Origin of the sequence: Pseudomonas brassicacearum subsp. brassicacearum (assembly GCF_008801605.1) — a bacterium.
Lineage (GTDB): Bacteria > Pseudomonadota > Gammaproteobacteria > Pseudomonadales > Pseudomonadaceae > Aquipseudomonas > Aquipseudomonas brassicacearum.
Window position 1 is genome coordinate 944,997 of sequence record NZ_VZPJ01000001.1, and the last position, 14,537, is coordinate 959,533.

Here is a 14,537-nt window from a genome sequence, read left to right on the forward strand (position 1 = left end):
TTCAAGCCAATACAAAAAACTGGTACGACATGTGCAAACGTTTGCGCAATCGATCCTACCCAGCGGATCGATGGCTTTTTTTCAACCACGGAACCCGGGCTTCGGCCCGCACGAACAAGGACTTTCCATGCACTGCACTTCCCGGTGTCGCGCTACACCCGGCGTATTGGCAGCCGCCCTGCTACTGACCGCCGTTACCGGACTACTCAGCACCACGACCCAAGCCCAAACCGCCGAGGCGTCCGCCCAGGGCGAAGCCCTCAGCCCCGAGGCTACCCCCTCGAAAAAAGGCGCTTACCTCTCGGACTGGTACAACCAGGACCTGACGCTCATAGGCAGCAAGGACATCAGCTTCGGCCCGCAACCGGTCGACGATGTCTATCTGGAATATGAATACTTCGGACGCAAAGGGCCCTTCGAGCTCTATGGCTACGTCGACATTCCAAAGATTTTCAACATTGGCAACAGTCACGACAAAGGTGTGTGGGACCACGGTTCCCCCGTATTCATGGAGCACGAACCGCGTATTTCCATCGACTACCTTGCCGGTCGCAGCCTGGCCATCGGTCCGTTCAAGGAGTGGTATGTGGCGTTCGACTGGATCTACGATCACGGCAGCAACAGCGCCAATCGTGCGAACACCTTGTACAGCGGCCTGGGCACCGACATCGACACCCACTCGAGGGTCAACCTGTCGGCCAACTTCTATGGTCGTTATCAGTGGGAAAACTATGGCGCCAGCAATGAATACTCCTGGGACGGCTACCGCGCCCAGCTCAAATACATCGTGCCGATCAGCCAGTTCAGCAACGGCGCATCCCTGACTTACATTGGCTTCACCAACTTCGATTTCGGTTCGGACCTGCACAAGGACAACCCTGCCCGGACCGCCAACGCCACGGTCGCCACCAACGTCCTGCTGTATTCGTTCACGCACCTGCGCTTTACGCTGGTGGGCCGCTACTTTCACAACGGCGGCAACTGGCAGGACGGCAGTGAGCTTAACTTTGGCGACGGCAACTTCCGCGCCCGCTCCGATGGCTGGGGATACTACGCCGGGGTTGGCTATCAATTCTGAGCAAACCGTAGAAGCACCACTTCGAATCCATGGAGGTCACGAATACATGATCAATCGCCTGTCTATTTCAATCGGCCTGGCCTGCACGGCCCTGTTCTGCTCGACTGCCGGGGCCGCGCCGCCGCTTCAACCCAAAGTGATGCTGATCACGATGTTCGCCCCCGAGGCGCAGAACTGGATCGAACGCCTCGAACTCAAGACTGAAATCCGCGTGCCGGGGCTGTCCGCCGAGTATCCGACGATCCGCTGCAATGCCGAACGGGTCTGCCTGCTGATCACCAGCATGGGCCAGACCAACGCTGCCGCCTCGACACTGGCCCTGGCGCTCTCCCCCACCGTCGACCTGCGTAAAAGCTATTTCCTGGTGGCCGGGATCGCCGGCATCAACCCGCACCACGGCACGCTTGGCACGACGGCCTGGGCCCATTACCTGGTGGAGTTCGGCACCCAGTGGGAGCTGGATTCGCGGGATGTGCCCAAGGACTGGCCCACCGGCTACCTGGGCATCAATACCAAGGGGCCGAATGAAAAGCCGCCGCTGGACTACAAGACGGAAGTCTTCGAACTCAACCCGGCCCTGCAAGCCAAGGCCTTTGCCCTCAGCCAGAAGGTGAGCTTGGCGGAAAGCAAGGAATCGGCGGCCTGGCGCTTGAAGTATCCGTACGCCCCGGCCAACCAGCCGCCGGTGGTGACCCGCTGCGACACCCTGGCCGGCAACACCTGGTTCTCCGGTACGCGCCTGAGCGAGCGCGCCGAAGTCTGGACCCGCCTGCTCACCGATAACAAAGGTGTCTACTGCACCACCCAACAGGAAGACAACTCCACCTACGAGGCCCTGCTCCGGGCCAGCCGCGAAGGCCGGGTGGACATCAACCGGCTGGCCGTGCTGCGGGCCGGGTCCGATTTCGACCGCCCCGAGCCCGGCGGCAACGAAGTGGACAACCTGCTCAAATATGCCGACCAGGGCGCGTTCGTCCCGGCGCTGGAAAACCTCTTCCGCACCGGCAACCCGCTGGTGCAGGACATTGTGAAAAACTGGTCGGCGTGGAAAGACGGCGTGCCTGGTCTTTGATCAACAGCCGCCCGGCTCTTGGGGAGAAGGGAATGATCTGTGGAGCAAGGCTTGCCCGCGATTAAGTCGACGCGGTCCTTTGTGAACCGAGGCGCCTGCATCGCGGGCAAGCCTTGCTCCCACAGATTGAGGCTAATCTCTACAGATCACTCAATGGAATTTTCCATTGCGGGAAGAATCACTTGAACATCAGCCGTGCGTACCCATCCAGGAGACCGCCGATGTCCCTCGACCCTGCTGCCGACAGCACTCATCTTGATTACGCTCTCGACACGATGTTTGGTCGCAATACCACAAGTGTCAGCTGCGAGTTCGACGTCAAACGCCTTGACGACGGCAGACCGCCATGGTTCACGCTGCACGTGCGACCTCCGCTGCCGAAGGATCTGCACAAGGCCCAGCTCGTGGTGTTCAATGCCGAAGGCCGACGCATCAGCGGCATTGTCCGGCGAGCCAAACGCCTGGCAGACGACAGCCTGCAATTGGACGTGGAACCCGACTGAGTGCTTCAGGCCGGGTGATCGAGCGTGTCCTTGCCGGCCAAGACTCGCGCCTTTATCGACTTCATCACCGAACACTTCGAGCGTGAGGGGTTGGCGCGGCGTTTCAGTGCTGCGTGGGGTTGAGCCTTAGGGTCTTTCGTGCCAGTGCGGCCGCCATCGCGAGCAAGCTCGCCCCCACAGTGGGTTTGCGGTGCGGGCGGTGCTAACGTGGCGCCTCGACGACTGACAAGGATGACCGCGTGCTGCTGCTCAAATTGCTGGTGATTCCCACGTTCCTGCTGCTGATTTCCCGGGCGGGCAGGCGTTGGGGGCCGAGCGTGGCCGGCTGGCTCTCGGGGTTGCCCGTCGTAGTGGGACCGATCCTGTTGTTCCTGGCCGTGGAACAAGGCGAGCTGTTTGCCGCGCAGTCGGCGACCGCGGCACTGGCGGCGATGTTCGCGATGATCGCTTTCTGCGTGGTGTACGCCCAGGTCGCCCAGCATCGCAACTGGCCCTGGGCGCTGGGCATCGCGCTAGGGGTCTGGGCCTTGGTGGCGTTGATCCTGTCCTGGCTACCGGCTTCGCTGCCGTTGTCGAGCCTGATCGCCCTGGTCGCGCTGCTGGCGGCGCCATATCTGTTCCCGACGGTCCGACCGGTGATGAACGGGCCGGCGGCCAAATCCGACAAATTGCTGCTGCGCATGATCGCCGGCGCGCTGTTGACCCTGGCGGTGACGCTGCTGGCCAGTACCGTGGGCGAGCGCTGGAGCGGGCTGCTGGCGGTATTCCCGGTGTTGGGCAGTGTCATGGCGGTGTTCTCCCAACAAACCCGGGGACCGGCCTTCACCGCCGCGCTGCTGCGGGCGACGGCCACCGGCATGTATTGCTTCGCCGCCTTCTGCCTGACCCTGGCCCTCGCCCTGCCGATGCTGGGCATGCCCGCCTTTGCCTTGGGCGTCGCGGTGTCGATGGCCATGTTGCTGGTGACCCGACGCCTGCTGGTGCGGCCACCGCCCGGCGACACCGCACACCTTTCGCCAAAATGACGGTCTCTTCTGCACTGGCGCTGGAGTCAGGTGCGACGCCCATGGGATGATCGGCCTCCAGGCACGACCATCTGTGGAGCGTTTCAATGTCATTGCTGAGTAAACAAGCCGCCGCCCTGTTGCTGGGGGCCATCGCCAGCCTGGTCGTGGTATCCGCCCAAGCGGCCCCGGCCAAACCTGCCGGCGATGCACCGGCGCAGAAAGTGTCGATGCTCGGCGGCAAGTTCACCTTCACCTTGCCCAAGGGCTTCACGGCGACGCCGCTACCCGCTGGTGAAGTGGCCCAGGGCACCGCTGGGGCGACAGGGACGATGTACAGCAATGCCACCAGCAGGACCGTGGTGATTGCCGCTGAGAACACCATCGTCAACGGTACGAATGTGAAGGACGACGATGGTGCATTCCTCGACACCACCATGGCCGACTTCGCCGCCCAACGCATCAAGGCCCTGCCGGACGCCAAGATCCTCAGCGAAAAAAGCCTGACCCAAAAAGGCACCGGCCTGGGCCTGCGTCAGCTCGACACCAGCGCGACCCAGGGCGGCGGGCCAACCCTCGACACCACGCTGCTGGGTGCCTCCGGCACGCACATGGCCGTGGTGCAGATCATCTCCCGGGCCAGCGACAAGGCCGGTCATGAAGCGTTGGTGAAACAGATCGCCAGCGGTAAATAAGCGCCCCGGAACATGTGGGAATGTGGGAGCCGAGCTTGCTCGCGATGGCGTTGGCACATCCTGGCATTGACGCAAGCTGACCCACCGCTATCGCGAGCAAGCTCGGCTCCCACAGGGTTTCCCCACAAGGGCTTAGGGTAGTCAGGGATTGAGCCGCTCCAGCCAGGCCCGCAGGTCCTGCACTTCCAGGGCGCTGATGCTGTGGCCGACGCCCGGGTAGGCATGGAATTCCGGTTCCAGCGCCAGGGTCTTCAGGAAGCTGTTGGCCTCGGTACCATCGTGGTAGGGAATGATCGGGTCTGCCGTGCCATGGCCGATGAACACCGCCAGTGTCCGGCGCGATTCATCTGGGGTCAGTTCCGCCCGCAGCACTGACAGGACCCGCCCACCCATTGCGGCAATACCGCCGACGGCTTCGGGGTGTCGCAGGGCCACTTCGTAGCTCATCATCGCGCCCTGGCTGAACCCTACCAGGTAGACCTTGCTCGCATCGGTCGAGTACTTGGCCCGAGCCTTGTCGATGAAGTCCAGCAGCATCTGACCGCTGGCCTTCAAGTCCGAGGTGTCACCGTCGTAGGCACCGTCGCCCGTCTTCGCGAACCACTGATAACGGTCCTGTTCCATGCTCTTCGGCGCCCGCACCGAGAGGTAGTTGTAATCCCGGGGCAACTCGCTCTTGAGTTCGAACAGGTCCTGTTCGTTGCTGCCGGAGCCGTGCAGGAAGATCACCAGCGGGCGGTTGCCGGCTTGCTCATCGGCTTGGGCCAGGTAGTTGAGCGGCAAGTCCGTGTGCAGCGAGGGTTGGGCTTGCAACCCGGACGAGACCAGCAATAGAAACAGGGCGAGCGCTTTAAACATCAATCTTCCTCCATCGTTCGATAGCCGCACGACAAGAAGCGTGCGGTGAGGTAGACAGCACTTATCAGTCGTTGCTCAATTTCCCCGTACGAATCGGTTCACGCCCGGCGACTTTTGCCTGCCAGATGCCCGGCTGGGTGTAGCGCCCGCGGTCCAGGGCAAACAGCACGCCACTGGTGCCAGCCCGCACGGTGGTGACCCGATCATTCAACGGATCGACCACTTCGAACAGCGGATCGCCGCGCTCCACCCATTCACCGGCCTCACGCAGGAAGCTCACCACACCATGGTGCGGCGCGAACAGGTATTGGGTGCCTTCGAACGGAAAGCCTTCGCAGCATTCGGCGGGGGCGGATGGCCAGTCCCCGGCGATAAAACCCTGCTCGGCCAAAAACCCGAGGATGGCTTCACAATTGGCCTGGGCCTGTTCCACGCGAGTGTCGCCCATGCTGCCCAGCTCCAGCGTCGTCGCCAGGTTCGCCGCTGGGATCGACGCCGCCGGAAAGGTTTTGGCCAGGCGCAACCAGGGTGAGGAGCAGGACTCGTCGAACGAACTGCCACCGGAATCTTCACTCAGCAACGCCACCCCGGCCTTCAAGCGTGCGGCCAGGGAGCGCCATTGCGGCCACTGTTGCGGCAAGGCATACAAGTGGATCGCTGCCTCGAAATCGCAATGCAGGTCCAGGGTGATGTCGGCGTCGCAGGCATGGCGCAGCAGCAGGCGATGCAGTGCTTCAAGTTGCGAAAGCGGCGCCGGCAGCTCGTCGAGAACCTGGGCCATGGTCTGGCGGATCAAGGTGATGTTGGCGGCCGGGTCGTCACCCAGCCGATCACCGATGCGTTGCGCCACCGGCGCACTGAGCTCCACGAAAGAGCGGTTGAAATTCTTGCCACTGCCCAGTTCGAAACGCCCCATGTGGGCGCTTTGCAGATGTTGATCCAGGCCGATGGGATTGGCCACCGGCACCAGCTCGATCACCCCTTTGAGCAGGCCTTGCGCCTCGAGGTCGTTGAGCCGCTGCTTCAGCTCCCAGGCAGTACGCATGCCCGGCAGTTCGTCGGCGTGCAGGCTGGCCTGGATATAAACCTTGCGCGGGCCATGGCCGTAACGAAACACACTGAGCCGACGCTCGGTGCCCAGGTGGCTCCATGGCAGGGTATGGTCGATGCGTTGCATGAAATCTCCGAATGACTAGGCGTAGGAGCTGTGTAGGAGCTGTCGAGCGAAGCGAGGCTGCGATCTTTTGATCTTTCGCTCTGGACTCAACTGGCAGTGGAAAGATCGCAGCCTCGCTTCGCTCGGCAGCTCCTACAGCAGCTCTTACCGATTAATGCCCGTAGACATCAAAGGCGAAGTATTTGTCCTGCACTTTCTTGTACGTGCCATTGGCGCGGATTTCGCTGATGGCGGCGTTGAATTTGTCGGCCAGGACCTTATCGCCCTTGCGCACCGCAATGCCGGCGCCACCGCCGAAGTATTTCGCGTCTTCATAGGTCGGGCCCACGAAGGCGAAGCCTTTGCCAGCATCGGTCTTCAGGAAACCGTCGTCGAGGTTGACCGAGTCGGCCAGCATGGCGTCGAGGCGACCAGCAACCATGTCCAGGTTGGCTTCCTGCTGGGAGCCGTAGCGCACCAGGTTGATCCCGGCGGGCACCAGCACTTCAGTGGCGAAACGGTCGTGGGTACTGGCACGCAGCACACCGACTTTCTTGCCCTTGAGCTCGGTCAGCGGGTCCTTGACCTCGGAGCCTTCCTTCATCACGAACCGCGCCGGGGTGTGGTAGTACTTGATGGTGAAATCGACGTTTTTCTTGCGATCGTCGGTGATGGTCATGGACGACAGGATCGCATCGATCTTCTTCACTTTCAGCGCGGGGATCAGGCCATCGAACTCCTGCTCGACCCAGGTGCACTTGACCTTCATCTGCTCGCAGAGGGCGTCGCCGATATCGACATCGAAGCCGGTCAGCTTGCCGTCGGGGGTTTTCATCGAAAAAGGCGGGTAACCGGCTTCGATCCCGAGGCGGATCGGCTTGGCCTCTTCGGCCACGGCCGACAGGGACAATACGGACAGTGCCAGGGCACCGAACATGGCTAGCTTGTTCATTTTCGCTCCTGAGTGCGCAGGTATTTTATTGATCGTTATAGGCAGATTCGTAAGCAGCGTTCGGTCAGCAAAAACCGAAGTGGCCGGGAGTCTAGAGGGGCACTCGGGAGGGGAATTATGTTGAGGCGACAAATACTTATAAAAAGCCACTAATGCCGTGTTGTAACGCCGAAGTTCTGTAGGAGCGAGCTTGCTCGCGATCGCGGTGCGTCAGCGTGCCTCAATGCCGAATGTGCCGCCGTCATCGCGAGCAAGCTCGCTCCCACAAAGAGCTGTTTGCGCTGTCTCAGCAGTCGCAGCTGATCGCCTCCTCCGCCATGCGCTCCACTGTACCGCTCAGGCGAAAGCCTTCATCGAGCCAGCCCATGACGCCGCCGATCATTTCCTTGACCGGGTAGCCCAACGTTGCCAGGCGCACTGCCGCCTTGTTCGCGCCATTGCAATGCGGGCCAGCGCAATACACCACGAACAGGGTGGTCTTGGCATAGGCGGCCAGCGCCTGGGCGGTGAGCGTGCGGGTTGGCAGGTTGATCGCCCCGGGTACGTGGCCGCGTTCGTAGGCCAGTGGTCCGCGTACATCCACCAGCACAAAATCGATATTGCCGGCCTGTTGGCTGGCGTGAACGTCGGAACAATCAGTTTCGAATGTCAGGCGACGGCTGAAATGCTGCAGGGCGATATCGGAGGGGGCAGCAGGCACTTCGCGAACCAGGCTGGTCATGGGCGTGTACTCCAGGATAGATAAGGCGTGAAGAGACTTTATCCCCCCGATGCTTACCGCTACAGTGGCGCACAAGACACTCTGTGGGAATTTTCCGCCAAATGCAGCCTAACCCTGGTCTGGTCGCGATTCTTGCCTACGACGGCCTGTGCACGTTCGAATTCGGTGTCGCCGTCGAGATCTTCGGATTGGAGCGACCGGAATTCGATTTCCCCTGGTACACGCATCGGATCGTCGCGGTCGATGACGGCCCGATGCGCGCCATGGGCGGCTTCCAGATATTGGCCGATGGCGGTATGGAACTGCTCGAAACCGCCCGGACCATCATCGTGCCAGGCTGGCGCAACCGCAGCGAACCACCGTCCCAGGCGTTGCTCGAAGCACTGCGCAGGGCCCACGCCCGTGGTGCGCGCCTGCTGTCGATCTGCTCCGGTGCCTTCGTACTCGCCGCCGCCGGGTTGCTCGACGGGCTGGGCGCCACGACTCATTGGCGCTACGCCGACGAACTGGCCGCAAGCTTTCCGGCCGTGCGGGTAGACCCGGATGTGCTGTACGTGGATTCAGGACAGGTCATCACCTCGGCGGGCAGCGCCGCCGGTATCGATGCCTGCCTGCACCTGGTGGCACGGGACTATGGCGTCCAGGTCGCCAACGCCGTGGCACGCCGGTTGGTGATGTCGCCGCAACGTACGGGCGGGCAGGCGCAGTTCATTCCCTCGCCGGTCAGCCGCACGCCACGCAGCGACCTGTCGAGTGTCATGCAATGGGCCCGCGAACGCCTGCACGAACCCCTCGGGGTGCGCGAACTGGCCAGCCAGGCGGCCATGAGCGAACGCACCTTCCTGCGCCATTTCACCCAGGCCTGCGGCGTGTCGCCCAAGGCCTGGCTGCAACATGAACGCCTGGCCCGGGCCCGCGAATTGCTGGAAAGCACCGGGGACAACACCGACAACATCGCGCAACTGTGCGGCTACCGCTCGGTGGAAAGCTTTCGCGTGGCGTTTCGCAGCGTCGTCGGGTTGGCGCCGTCGGTGTATCGGGAGCGGTTTGGGCGGGGGTAAATAGCCTACTGGTGATGAAGCTGTCGAACGCTGCTGTGGTGAGGGCACATATGTGGGAGCAAGGCTTGCTCGCGATATGAGCGCCTCGATTTCTGGAAGACCGCATCGCCTGTATCGCGGGCAAGCCTTGCTCCCACATGCCCTCTCGCCACAGGTTGATGTGCAAGCGTCATTGAGGTTTACGCAACAAATAAGTATCCATGATCCAGCCATTGGCCTTGCGCGCGGCCTTACGGGTGCGTTCGATGTCATCGGCCACGTCCCCCAGGCGGCCGGCGATAAGGATTTCATCCGGCGTCCCCACATAGGCACCCCAGTAGATGTGCGTATCCGGATCGCTCACCTGGCGATAGGCGTCCTCGGCATCGAGCATCACCACCACACTCGCCGCATCACCCACCTGCCCCGCCGCCAACCGGCGTCCGGTGGTAATTTCCAGCGAACCGCCAATGCTGTTCAAAGGCACTTTATGCCGGGCGGCCAAGGCCTGGACGCTGGTGATGCCGGGGATCACCTCGAATTCGAAGGCGCAGCGGCCCGCATCGAGGATCGCCTGCAGGATGCGCACGGTACTGTCGTACAGCGCCGGATCGCCCCACACCAGAAAACCACCCCGTTGACCGTCGGACAGTTCTTCATTGATCAAGCGTTCGAAGGTGGCCTGTTTAGCGCGGTTCAACGCTTCGACGCTGTCCTTGTAGTCCAGGTCGCCGCGTTGGCGTTCCGGGCTGTAGGCTTCGACGAAACGGTAGGTGCGATCAACGATGTAGCGCCGACAGACTTCGCGCCGCAGGTCCAACAGTTTGTCCTTGGCCGGGCCCTTGTCCATGAGAAAGACCACCTCCAAGCGGTTCAAGGCTTTCACTGCCTGCATCGTCAGGTGATCCGGATCGCCGGCCCCAATGCCGATGACTGACAATTTCTTCATCGCGGCGCCTCCTGGCCAGGTCCCTGGGTGCGTAATCGCCATACGCCGTTGAAACGCAATTCGAGGGTGGACAACGGTTCAATGTCGATCCGGTTGAATGTGGCGGCCGGGCAACCCAAGACATTCACCAGGGCTGCGCGGATCACGAAGGGGTGGGTGACGGCCAGCAGATGTCCTGGCCGGGTTTCCAGACTGGCCAGCCAACCCCCGACACGGCGACACAACTGGGCGACAGATTCACCACCATGGGGAGCCGCCTCGGCATCGTCGAGCCAGCTTTGCAGGGCTTGCGGTTCAGCCTGAAGCAAGTCATCGATGGACAATCCGCGCCAGCGTCCCAGATCGCAATCGGCCAGGGCCTGGTCCTGCTCGGGCTCGGCGCCGAACAACGCGGCGGTCTGGCGCGTGCGCAGTTCCGGCCCGCACAGCAGTTGCCGGACATTTCGGTAGCGATGCTCGACCTGCGCGCGGCGTGCCAGCCAGTCGGCGTCCAGCGATTCGTCCAGGCCAAAGCGCGCCTGCTTCTGGGCGGCGGTGCGGGCGTGGCAGATCAAGGTCAGACGAGTGGCTTGCACACTGGATTCTCAGGCAATCGAAAAGGTCGCATGGGCGGGATATTCATGCTTTTAGTTGTACAGCACCTTATACGAAATCAAATAAATGAGACAAAAAGGCGTTATGTCCGACATCGCCAGAAGTATCGACTGACATACCTGGTCTACTCAGCCGGGACCAACTCCTACAAGGGTTTCGCACAATATTCGAGCATTTTAAACGGAACGTAAAAACCACTGGACATGTAGCACCAGCTACATAAATACTGTTTTCAGGAGTTATGAAAGAAATTCAACACCCATCCTGGCAAGGAGCACGGATGCCACCTCTCAGAGACCTGATCACCGATCCCGGCCTGGTTTTGACGCCGTCGGAACGCAAGGTCGTACGTGCCCTGCTCGATCACTACCCACGCAACGGCCTCGGCCCGATGTCACGCCTGGCAGACCATGCCGGCGTCAGCGACCCGACCATCGTGCGGCTGGTGAAAAAACTCGGGTTTGGCGGTTACGCCGAATTCCAGGATGCCCTGCTCAGTGACATGGACCATCGCCTGCGCTCCCCCCGCACCCTGTTGAAACCGCGGGCCAAATTGCAGCAAGGCGATACCTGGAGCCAGTACCTGGCCGCCAGTCAACGCCACCTCATCGACACCCAGGCCCTGACTCAACCCGAAGACGTGCGCATTCTCGTGCAGTGGTTGCTCGACAGCCGCCATCACGTGCATTGCTTCGGTGGGCGCTTCAGCAGCTTCCTGGCCCACTACCTGCTCAACCATTTGCGGCTGTTGCGCGCCGGCTGTTTCGCCCTGGAAGACAACGCCCAACTGCCTGACCGGCTGTTCGACGTGCAGCGCCAGGATGTGGTGCTGATCTTCGATTACCGTCGCTACCAGGCCCAGGCCCTGCGTGTGGCCAGCGCGGCCAAGGAGCGCCACGCCCGCGTCGTGCTGTTCAGCGACGTCTACGCTTCGCCGTTGCGCGAGTTGGCCGACCTGATCATCAGCGCCCCGGTGGAATCGATCTCGGCCTTCGACAGCCTGGTGCCAGCGCTGGCCCAGGTCGAGGCACTGATTGCCTGCCTGACCCTGCAATGCCCCGAGCTGGCCGAACGCCTGGAAGGCATCGATACCTTGCGCACGGAATTCAACACGCACCTGTTGGAGGAAAAATAAGGATGTTCTCGCTCCCCCACCGCTCACCCCGGGATTTGCCGTTCACCTGCCAGCACACCGCCTTGCTGCTGGTGGACATGCAACGCGCCTGGCTGGAACCGCAATTCGATGCCCACCTGCACACCCGCGAGGCCGAGTATTTCATCCAGCGGGCCCGCCAGCAGGTCATCCCCAACCAGCAGCGCTTGCTCAACGCGATGCGCGAAGGGAAGCACAACGTGTTGCACACCCACATCGAAAGCCTCACCGCCGATGGCCGCGACCGTTCCCTGGATCACAAACTGTCGGACATGCACCTGCCCAAGGGCAGCCCCGAGGCGCAGATCATCGCCGAACTGGCGCCGCTGGAAAACGAAATCGTGCTGCCCAAGACCTCCTCAGGGGTTTTCAATTCCACCAACATCGACTATGTGCTGCGCAACCTGCAGACCCGCCACTTGATCGTCGCCGGCATCGTCACCGACCAGTGCGTCGACATGGCCGTGCGCGACGCCGCCGATCGCGGCTACCTGGTCACGCTGGTGGAAGATGCCTGCGCCACCTACACCGAACAACGGCACCTGGCGTGCCTGAACGCGATCAAGGGCTATTGCTGGATCACCGATACCGACACCGTGCTCGCGCGTTTGCAGGAGATGCAGCCATGAGCCGCCTCGATCCTGCCGCCGTCCTCGCCCCGTTGCCCGTCACGACCCTGGTGACCACCGACCTGATCGGCGTGACCCGTGGGCGCTCGTTTCCCAGCGATGAATTGCCCCACTACGTCACCGCCGGTTGTGGCTGGGTGCCGGCCAACAGCGCGCTGACGCCCCAGGACATCATCGCTTCGACCAACCCCTGGGGCGCCTATGGCGACCTGCGACTGGTGCCGGACTTGTCCAGCCGGGTGACCGTCAACAACGGCCCCGACGCCCAGGCGCCCGTCCTCGACTTTATCCATTGCGATGTACGCGAGACCGACGGCCGGCCCTGGAACGCCTGCCCGCGCACGCTGTTGCAGAACGAAGTGGAGCGTTATCGCGCCGAACTGGGCTTGCAGGTTTTCGCCGCGTTCGAGCATGAATTCAACCTGGTTGCCACGCCTGCGCAGCCTGATCGCCTGGCCTTCAGCCTCCAGGCCCAGCGCCAGCAGGCCGAATTCGCCGGATGGTTGCTCAGTGCCCTGAGGGCCGGCGGTGTCGAGCCGGAAATGTTCCTGCCGGAATATGGCCAGCATCAATACGAAATCACCTGCCGCCCGACTTTGGGCGTAGCCGCCGCCGACCGGGCCGTGAACGTACGGGAAATCACCCGCGAGATCGCCCGGCAAATGGGCCTGGACCTGAGCTTCGCCCCCAAGACCGCGGAAAACGCCGTGTGCAACGGCGTGCATTTGCACCTGAGCCTGCAGGATCTGAGCGCGGACCCGGTGCTGCATGACGCCGCCAGCAGCAACGGCTTGTCCAGCCTCGGCCAGCATTGGGCCGCTGGTGTGCTGCACTATCTGCCTGCACTGTGTGCGCTGACCGCGCCGACACCGGTGTCCTACGAACGCCTGCAGCCTCATCACTGGAGCGCGTCCTATGCGTGCCTGGGACAGCGCAACCGCGAAGCGGCGCTGCGCATCTGCCCGACCGTAAGCCTGAGCGGCAAACCGCTGGCGAACCAGTACAACCTGGAGTTCCGCGCCATGGACGCCACCGCTTCGCCGCACCTGGCGATGGCAGCGCTGTTGATCGCTGGGCGACTGGGCATCCAGCAACGACTGGCCCTGAACGCTGTCACTGATGAAATACCCGATGAGCTGGATGAAGCACAACGGCACGCCCGTGGCATTATCGCGCTGCCGACATCCCTGGCCCAGGCACTGGACTGCCTGCGCCACAGCGGGGCGCTGGTCGAGACCCTGCCCGGCCCGCTGGTTGAAACCTACTTCGCCTTGAAGGCCCAGGAGCTGGCCTTGACCGAGGCGCTGTCACCTGCCGAGCGTTGTGAGCACTATGCACGAATCTATTGAGTGTGCTGAATCGGGCCTCTACACCAGGCCACCCTACCGACTGGCCCGGGAGGAATCCGAACACCCGGTGCTGCTGGTGTGCGAACACGCCAGCCGCTTCATTCCCGATGCGCTGAACGACCTGGGGCTGGATGAAACGGCCTCCCAGGAGCACATTGCCTGGGACATCGGTGCCCTGGCCTTGGCCGAACGCCTGTCCGAAACCCTCGGCGCAACGTTGCTGTCGGCCAATTACTCACGGCTGTTGATCGACCTCAACCGCCCGCTGCACGTGCCCGACAGCATTCCGGCCCAGAGCGAGATCTACCAGGTTCCGGGTAACCATGCCCTGGACGACGCCACTCGCGAATATCGCCAGCAGCGCCTGTTCCATCCCTTCCATGATCGGTTGCAGGCGTTGATCGACCAGCGCCTGGCCGCCAACCGACCGGTGCGCGTGGTGGGCATCCACAGTTTCACCCCGGTGTTCTACGGCCAGCCGCGCGCCCTGGAAGCGGGCGTGCTGTTCGGCGAAGCCAAGGAATACGCCCAGCACATCGTCGACGGGCTGGGCCGGCATTCGCTGCGGGCGGCGGGCAACCAGCCCTACAAGATCAACCCCCTGACCGACATGACGGTCCCGGTGCACGGCGATGGCCGCGGCCTGGATTCGGTGTTGATCGAAGTGCGCAACGACCAACTGCGCAGCCCCGAAGCGGTACGGACCTGGAGCGCCTACCTGGCGCCCCTGCTGTAGCGCGGCAGCGGCAAGTTTCCTGCGACAGACAGCAAGCAAGAGCAACCC

At 62.5% G+C, this 14,537-nt stretch carries 16 protein-coding genes; 10 read left to right on the plus strand and 6 right to left on the minus strand.

The features are described 5' to 3' along the window. The first annotated feature begins 127 nt into the window (after positions 1–127). The 5 genes from F7R20_RS04150 to F7R20_RS04170 all read left to right on the plus strand — a co-directional run bounded on the left by F7R20_RS04150 (position 128) and on the right by F7R20_RS04170 (position 4,352). Positions 128–1,078: a nucleoside-specific channel-forming protein Tsx gene (locus tag F7R20_RS04150; protein ID WP_003200049.1), complete on the plus strand. Its 951-nt coding sequence runs from the start codon at positions 128–130 to the stop codon at positions 1,076–1,078. Between the two features lie 46 nt (positions 1,079–1,124). Then, positions 1,125–2,150 carry a purine-nucleoside phosphorylase gene (locus tag F7R20_RS04155; RefSeq protein ID WP_003200047.1) on the plus strand — a complete coding sequence of 342 codons (1,026 nt, stop codon included), beginning with the start codon at positions 1,125–1,127 and terminating at the stop codon, positions 2,148–2,150. 221 nt (positions 2,151–2,371) lie between these two features. Beyond that, a complete protein-coding gene (locus tag F7R20_RS04160) occupies positions 2,372–2,653 on the plus strand; it encodes a hypothetical protein (RefSeq protein ID WP_003200045.1) in 282 nt (93 codons plus the stop codon). A 239-nt stretch (positions 2,654–2,892) separates the two neighbouring features. Next, on the plus strand, positions 2,893–3,678 hold the full coding sequence (locus tag F7R20_RS04165) for a hypothetical protein (protein WP_003200044.1): 786 nt from the start codon (positions 2,893–2,895) through the stop codon (positions 3,676–3,678). Positions 3,679–3,764: 86 nt separating this feature from the next. Next, entirely contained in the window at positions 3,765–4,352 is a 588-nt protein-coding gene (locus tag F7R20_RS04170; protein ID WP_003200042.1) for a DcrB/PsbP domain-containing protein, read from the plus strand. Between the two features lie 141 nt (positions 4,353–4,493). On the opposite strand, the gene F7R20_RS04175 is transcribed toward F7R20_RS04170, so the two are convergent. From F7R20_RS04175 to F7R20_RS04190, 4 genes are all read right to left on the minus strand, one after another. After that, positions 4,494–5,210: an alpha/beta hydrolase gene (locus tag F7R20_RS04175; RefSeq protein WP_003200040.1), complete on the minus strand. Its 717-nt coding sequence runs from the start codon at positions 5,208–5,210 to the stop codon at positions 4,494–4,496. Between the two features lie 64 nt (positions 5,211–5,274). Next, positions 5,275–6,387: a M14 family metallopeptidase gene (locus tag F7R20_RS04180; RefSeq protein ID WP_003200038.1), complete on the minus strand. Its 1,113-nt coding sequence runs from the start codon at positions 6,385–6,387 to the stop codon at positions 5,275–5,277. A 151-nt stretch (positions 6,388–6,538) separates the two neighbouring features. Continuing rightward, entirely contained in the window at positions 6,539–7,318 is a 780-nt protein-coding gene (locus tag F7R20_RS04185; protein WP_003200036.1) for an ABC transporter substrate-binding protein, read from the minus strand. 286 nt (positions 7,319–7,604) lie between these two features. Beyond that, entirely contained in the window at positions 7,605–8,039 is a 435-nt protein-coding gene (locus F7R20_RS04190) for a rhodanese-like domain-containing protein (RefSeq protein WP_003200034.1), read from the minus strand. Between the two features lie 101 nt (positions 8,040–8,140). Between F7R20_RS04190 and ftrA the strand changes: the two genes are divergently transcribed. Beyond that, on the plus strand, positions 8,141–9,100 hold the full coding sequence (gene ftrA, locus F7R20_RS04195) for a transcriptional regulator FtrA (RefSeq protein WP_003200032.1): 960 nt from the start codon (positions 8,141–8,143) through the stop codon (positions 9,098–9,100). A 169-nt stretch (positions 9,101–9,269) separates the two neighbouring features. Here ftrA and cobF read toward each other — a convergent pair whose 3' ends face one another. Together cobF and F7R20_RS04205 are read right to left on the minus strand one after the other, a co-directional pair. Continuing rightward, a complete protein-coding gene (cobF, locus tag F7R20_RS04200) occupies positions 9,270–10,028 on the minus strand; it encodes a precorrin-6A synthase (deacetylating) (protein WP_003200029.1) in 759 nt (252 codons plus the stop codon). Then, positions 10,025–10,603: a histidine phosphatase family protein gene (locus tag F7R20_RS04205; RefSeq protein WP_003200027.1), complete on the minus strand. Its 579-nt coding sequence runs from the start codon at positions 10,601–10,603 to the stop codon at positions 10,025–10,027. Before F7R20_RS04205 ends, cobF begins: the two co-directional genes overlap by 4 nt. A gap of 299 nt (positions 10,604–10,902) precedes the next feature. Here F7R20_RS04205 and F7R20_RS04210 point away from each other — a divergent pair, with 299 nt between their 5' ends. Genes F7R20_RS04210 through F7R20_RS04225 form a run of 4 tightly spaced genes read left to right on the plus strand, consistent with a single transcriptional unit; the run spans position 10,903 to position 14,489 of the window. Next, positions 10,903–11,757: a MurR/RpiR family transcriptional regulator gene (locus F7R20_RS04210; RefSeq protein WP_003200024.1), complete on the plus strand. Its 855-nt coding sequence runs from the start codon at positions 10,903–10,905 to the stop codon at positions 11,755–11,757. Between the two features lie 2 nt (positions 11,758–11,759). After that, entirely contained in the window at positions 11,760–12,404 is a 645-nt protein-coding gene (locus tag F7R20_RS04215; protein WP_003200023.1) for an isochorismatase family cysteine hydrolase, read from the plus strand. Continuing rightward, positions 12,401–13,753, plus strand: a complete 1,353-nt coding sequence (locus F7R20_RS04220; protein WP_003200021.1) for a type I glutamate--ammonia ligase — start codon at positions 12,401–12,403, stop codon at positions 13,751–13,753. Before F7R20_RS04215 ends, F7R20_RS04220 begins: the two co-directional genes overlap by 4 nt. After that, entirely contained in the window at positions 13,737–14,489 is a 753-nt protein-coding gene (locus tag F7R20_RS04225; RefSeq protein ID WP_003200019.1) for an N-formylglutamate amidohydrolase, read from the plus strand. Before F7R20_RS04220 ends, F7R20_RS04225 begins: the two co-directional genes overlap by 17 nt. Positions 14,490–14,537: the final 48 nt, after the last annotated feature.

What these genes read in the sequence shown, in the direction of transcription:
- F7R20_RS04150 (WP_003200049.1), top strand. Translation starts at nt 128, where the DNA reads ATGCACTGCACTTCCCGGTGTCGCGCTACACCCGGCGTATTGGCAGCC.
- F7R20_RS04155 (WP_003200047.1), top strand. Translation starts at nt 1,125, where the DNA reads ATGATCAATCGCCTGTCTATTTCAATCGGCCTGGCCTGCACGGCCCTG.
- F7R20_RS04160 (WP_003200045.1), top strand. Translation starts at nt 2,372, where the DNA reads ATGTCCCTCGACCCTGCTGCCGACAGCACTCATCTTGATTACGCTCTC.
- F7R20_RS04170 (WP_003200042.1), top strand. Translation starts at nt 3,765, where the DNA reads ATGTCATTGCTGAGTAAACAAGCCGCCGCCCTGTTGCTGGGGGCCATC.
- F7R20_RS04175 (WP_003200040.1), bottom strand. Translation starts at nt 5,210, where the DNA reads ATGTTTAAAGCGCTCGCCCTGTTTCTATTGCTGGTCTCGTCCGGGTTG.
- F7R20_RS04180 (WP_003200038.1), bottom strand. Translation starts at nt 6,387, where the DNA reads ATGCAACGCATCGACCATACCCTGCCATGGAGCCACCTGGGCACCGAG.
- F7R20_RS04185 (WP_003200036.1), bottom strand. Translation starts at nt 7,318, where the DNA reads ATGAACAAGCTAGCCATGTTCGGTGCCCTGGCACTGTCCGTATTGTCC.
- F7R20_RS04190 (WP_003200034.1), bottom strand. Translation starts at nt 8,039, where the DNA reads ATGACCAGCCTGGTTCGCGAAGTGCCTGCTGCCCCCTCCGATATCGCC.
- ftrA (WP_003200032.1), top strand. Translation starts at nt 8,141, where the DNA reads ATGCAGCCTAACCCTGGTCTGGTCGCGATTCTTGCCTACGACGGCCTG.
- cobF (WP_003200029.1), bottom strand. Translation starts at nt 10,028, where the DNA reads ATGAAGAAATTGTCAGTCATCGGCATTGGGGCCGGCGATCCGGATCAC.
- F7R20_RS04210 (WP_003200024.1), top strand. Translation starts at nt 10,903, where the DNA reads ATGCCACCTCTCAGAGACCTGATCACCGATCCCGGCCTGGTTTTGACG.
- F7R20_RS04215 (WP_003200023.1), top strand. Translation starts at nt 11,760, where the DNA reads ATGTTCTCGCTCCCCCACCGCTCACCCCGGGATTTGCCGTTCACCTGC.
- F7R20_RS04220 (WP_003200021.1), top strand. Translation starts at nt 12,401, where the DNA reads ATGAGCCGCCTCGATCCTGCCGCCGTCCTCGCCCCGTTGCCCGTCACG.
- F7R20_RS04225 (WP_003200019.1), top strand. Translation starts at nt 13,737, where the DNA reads ATGCACGAATCTATTGAGTGTGCTGAATCGGGCCTCTACACCAGGCCA.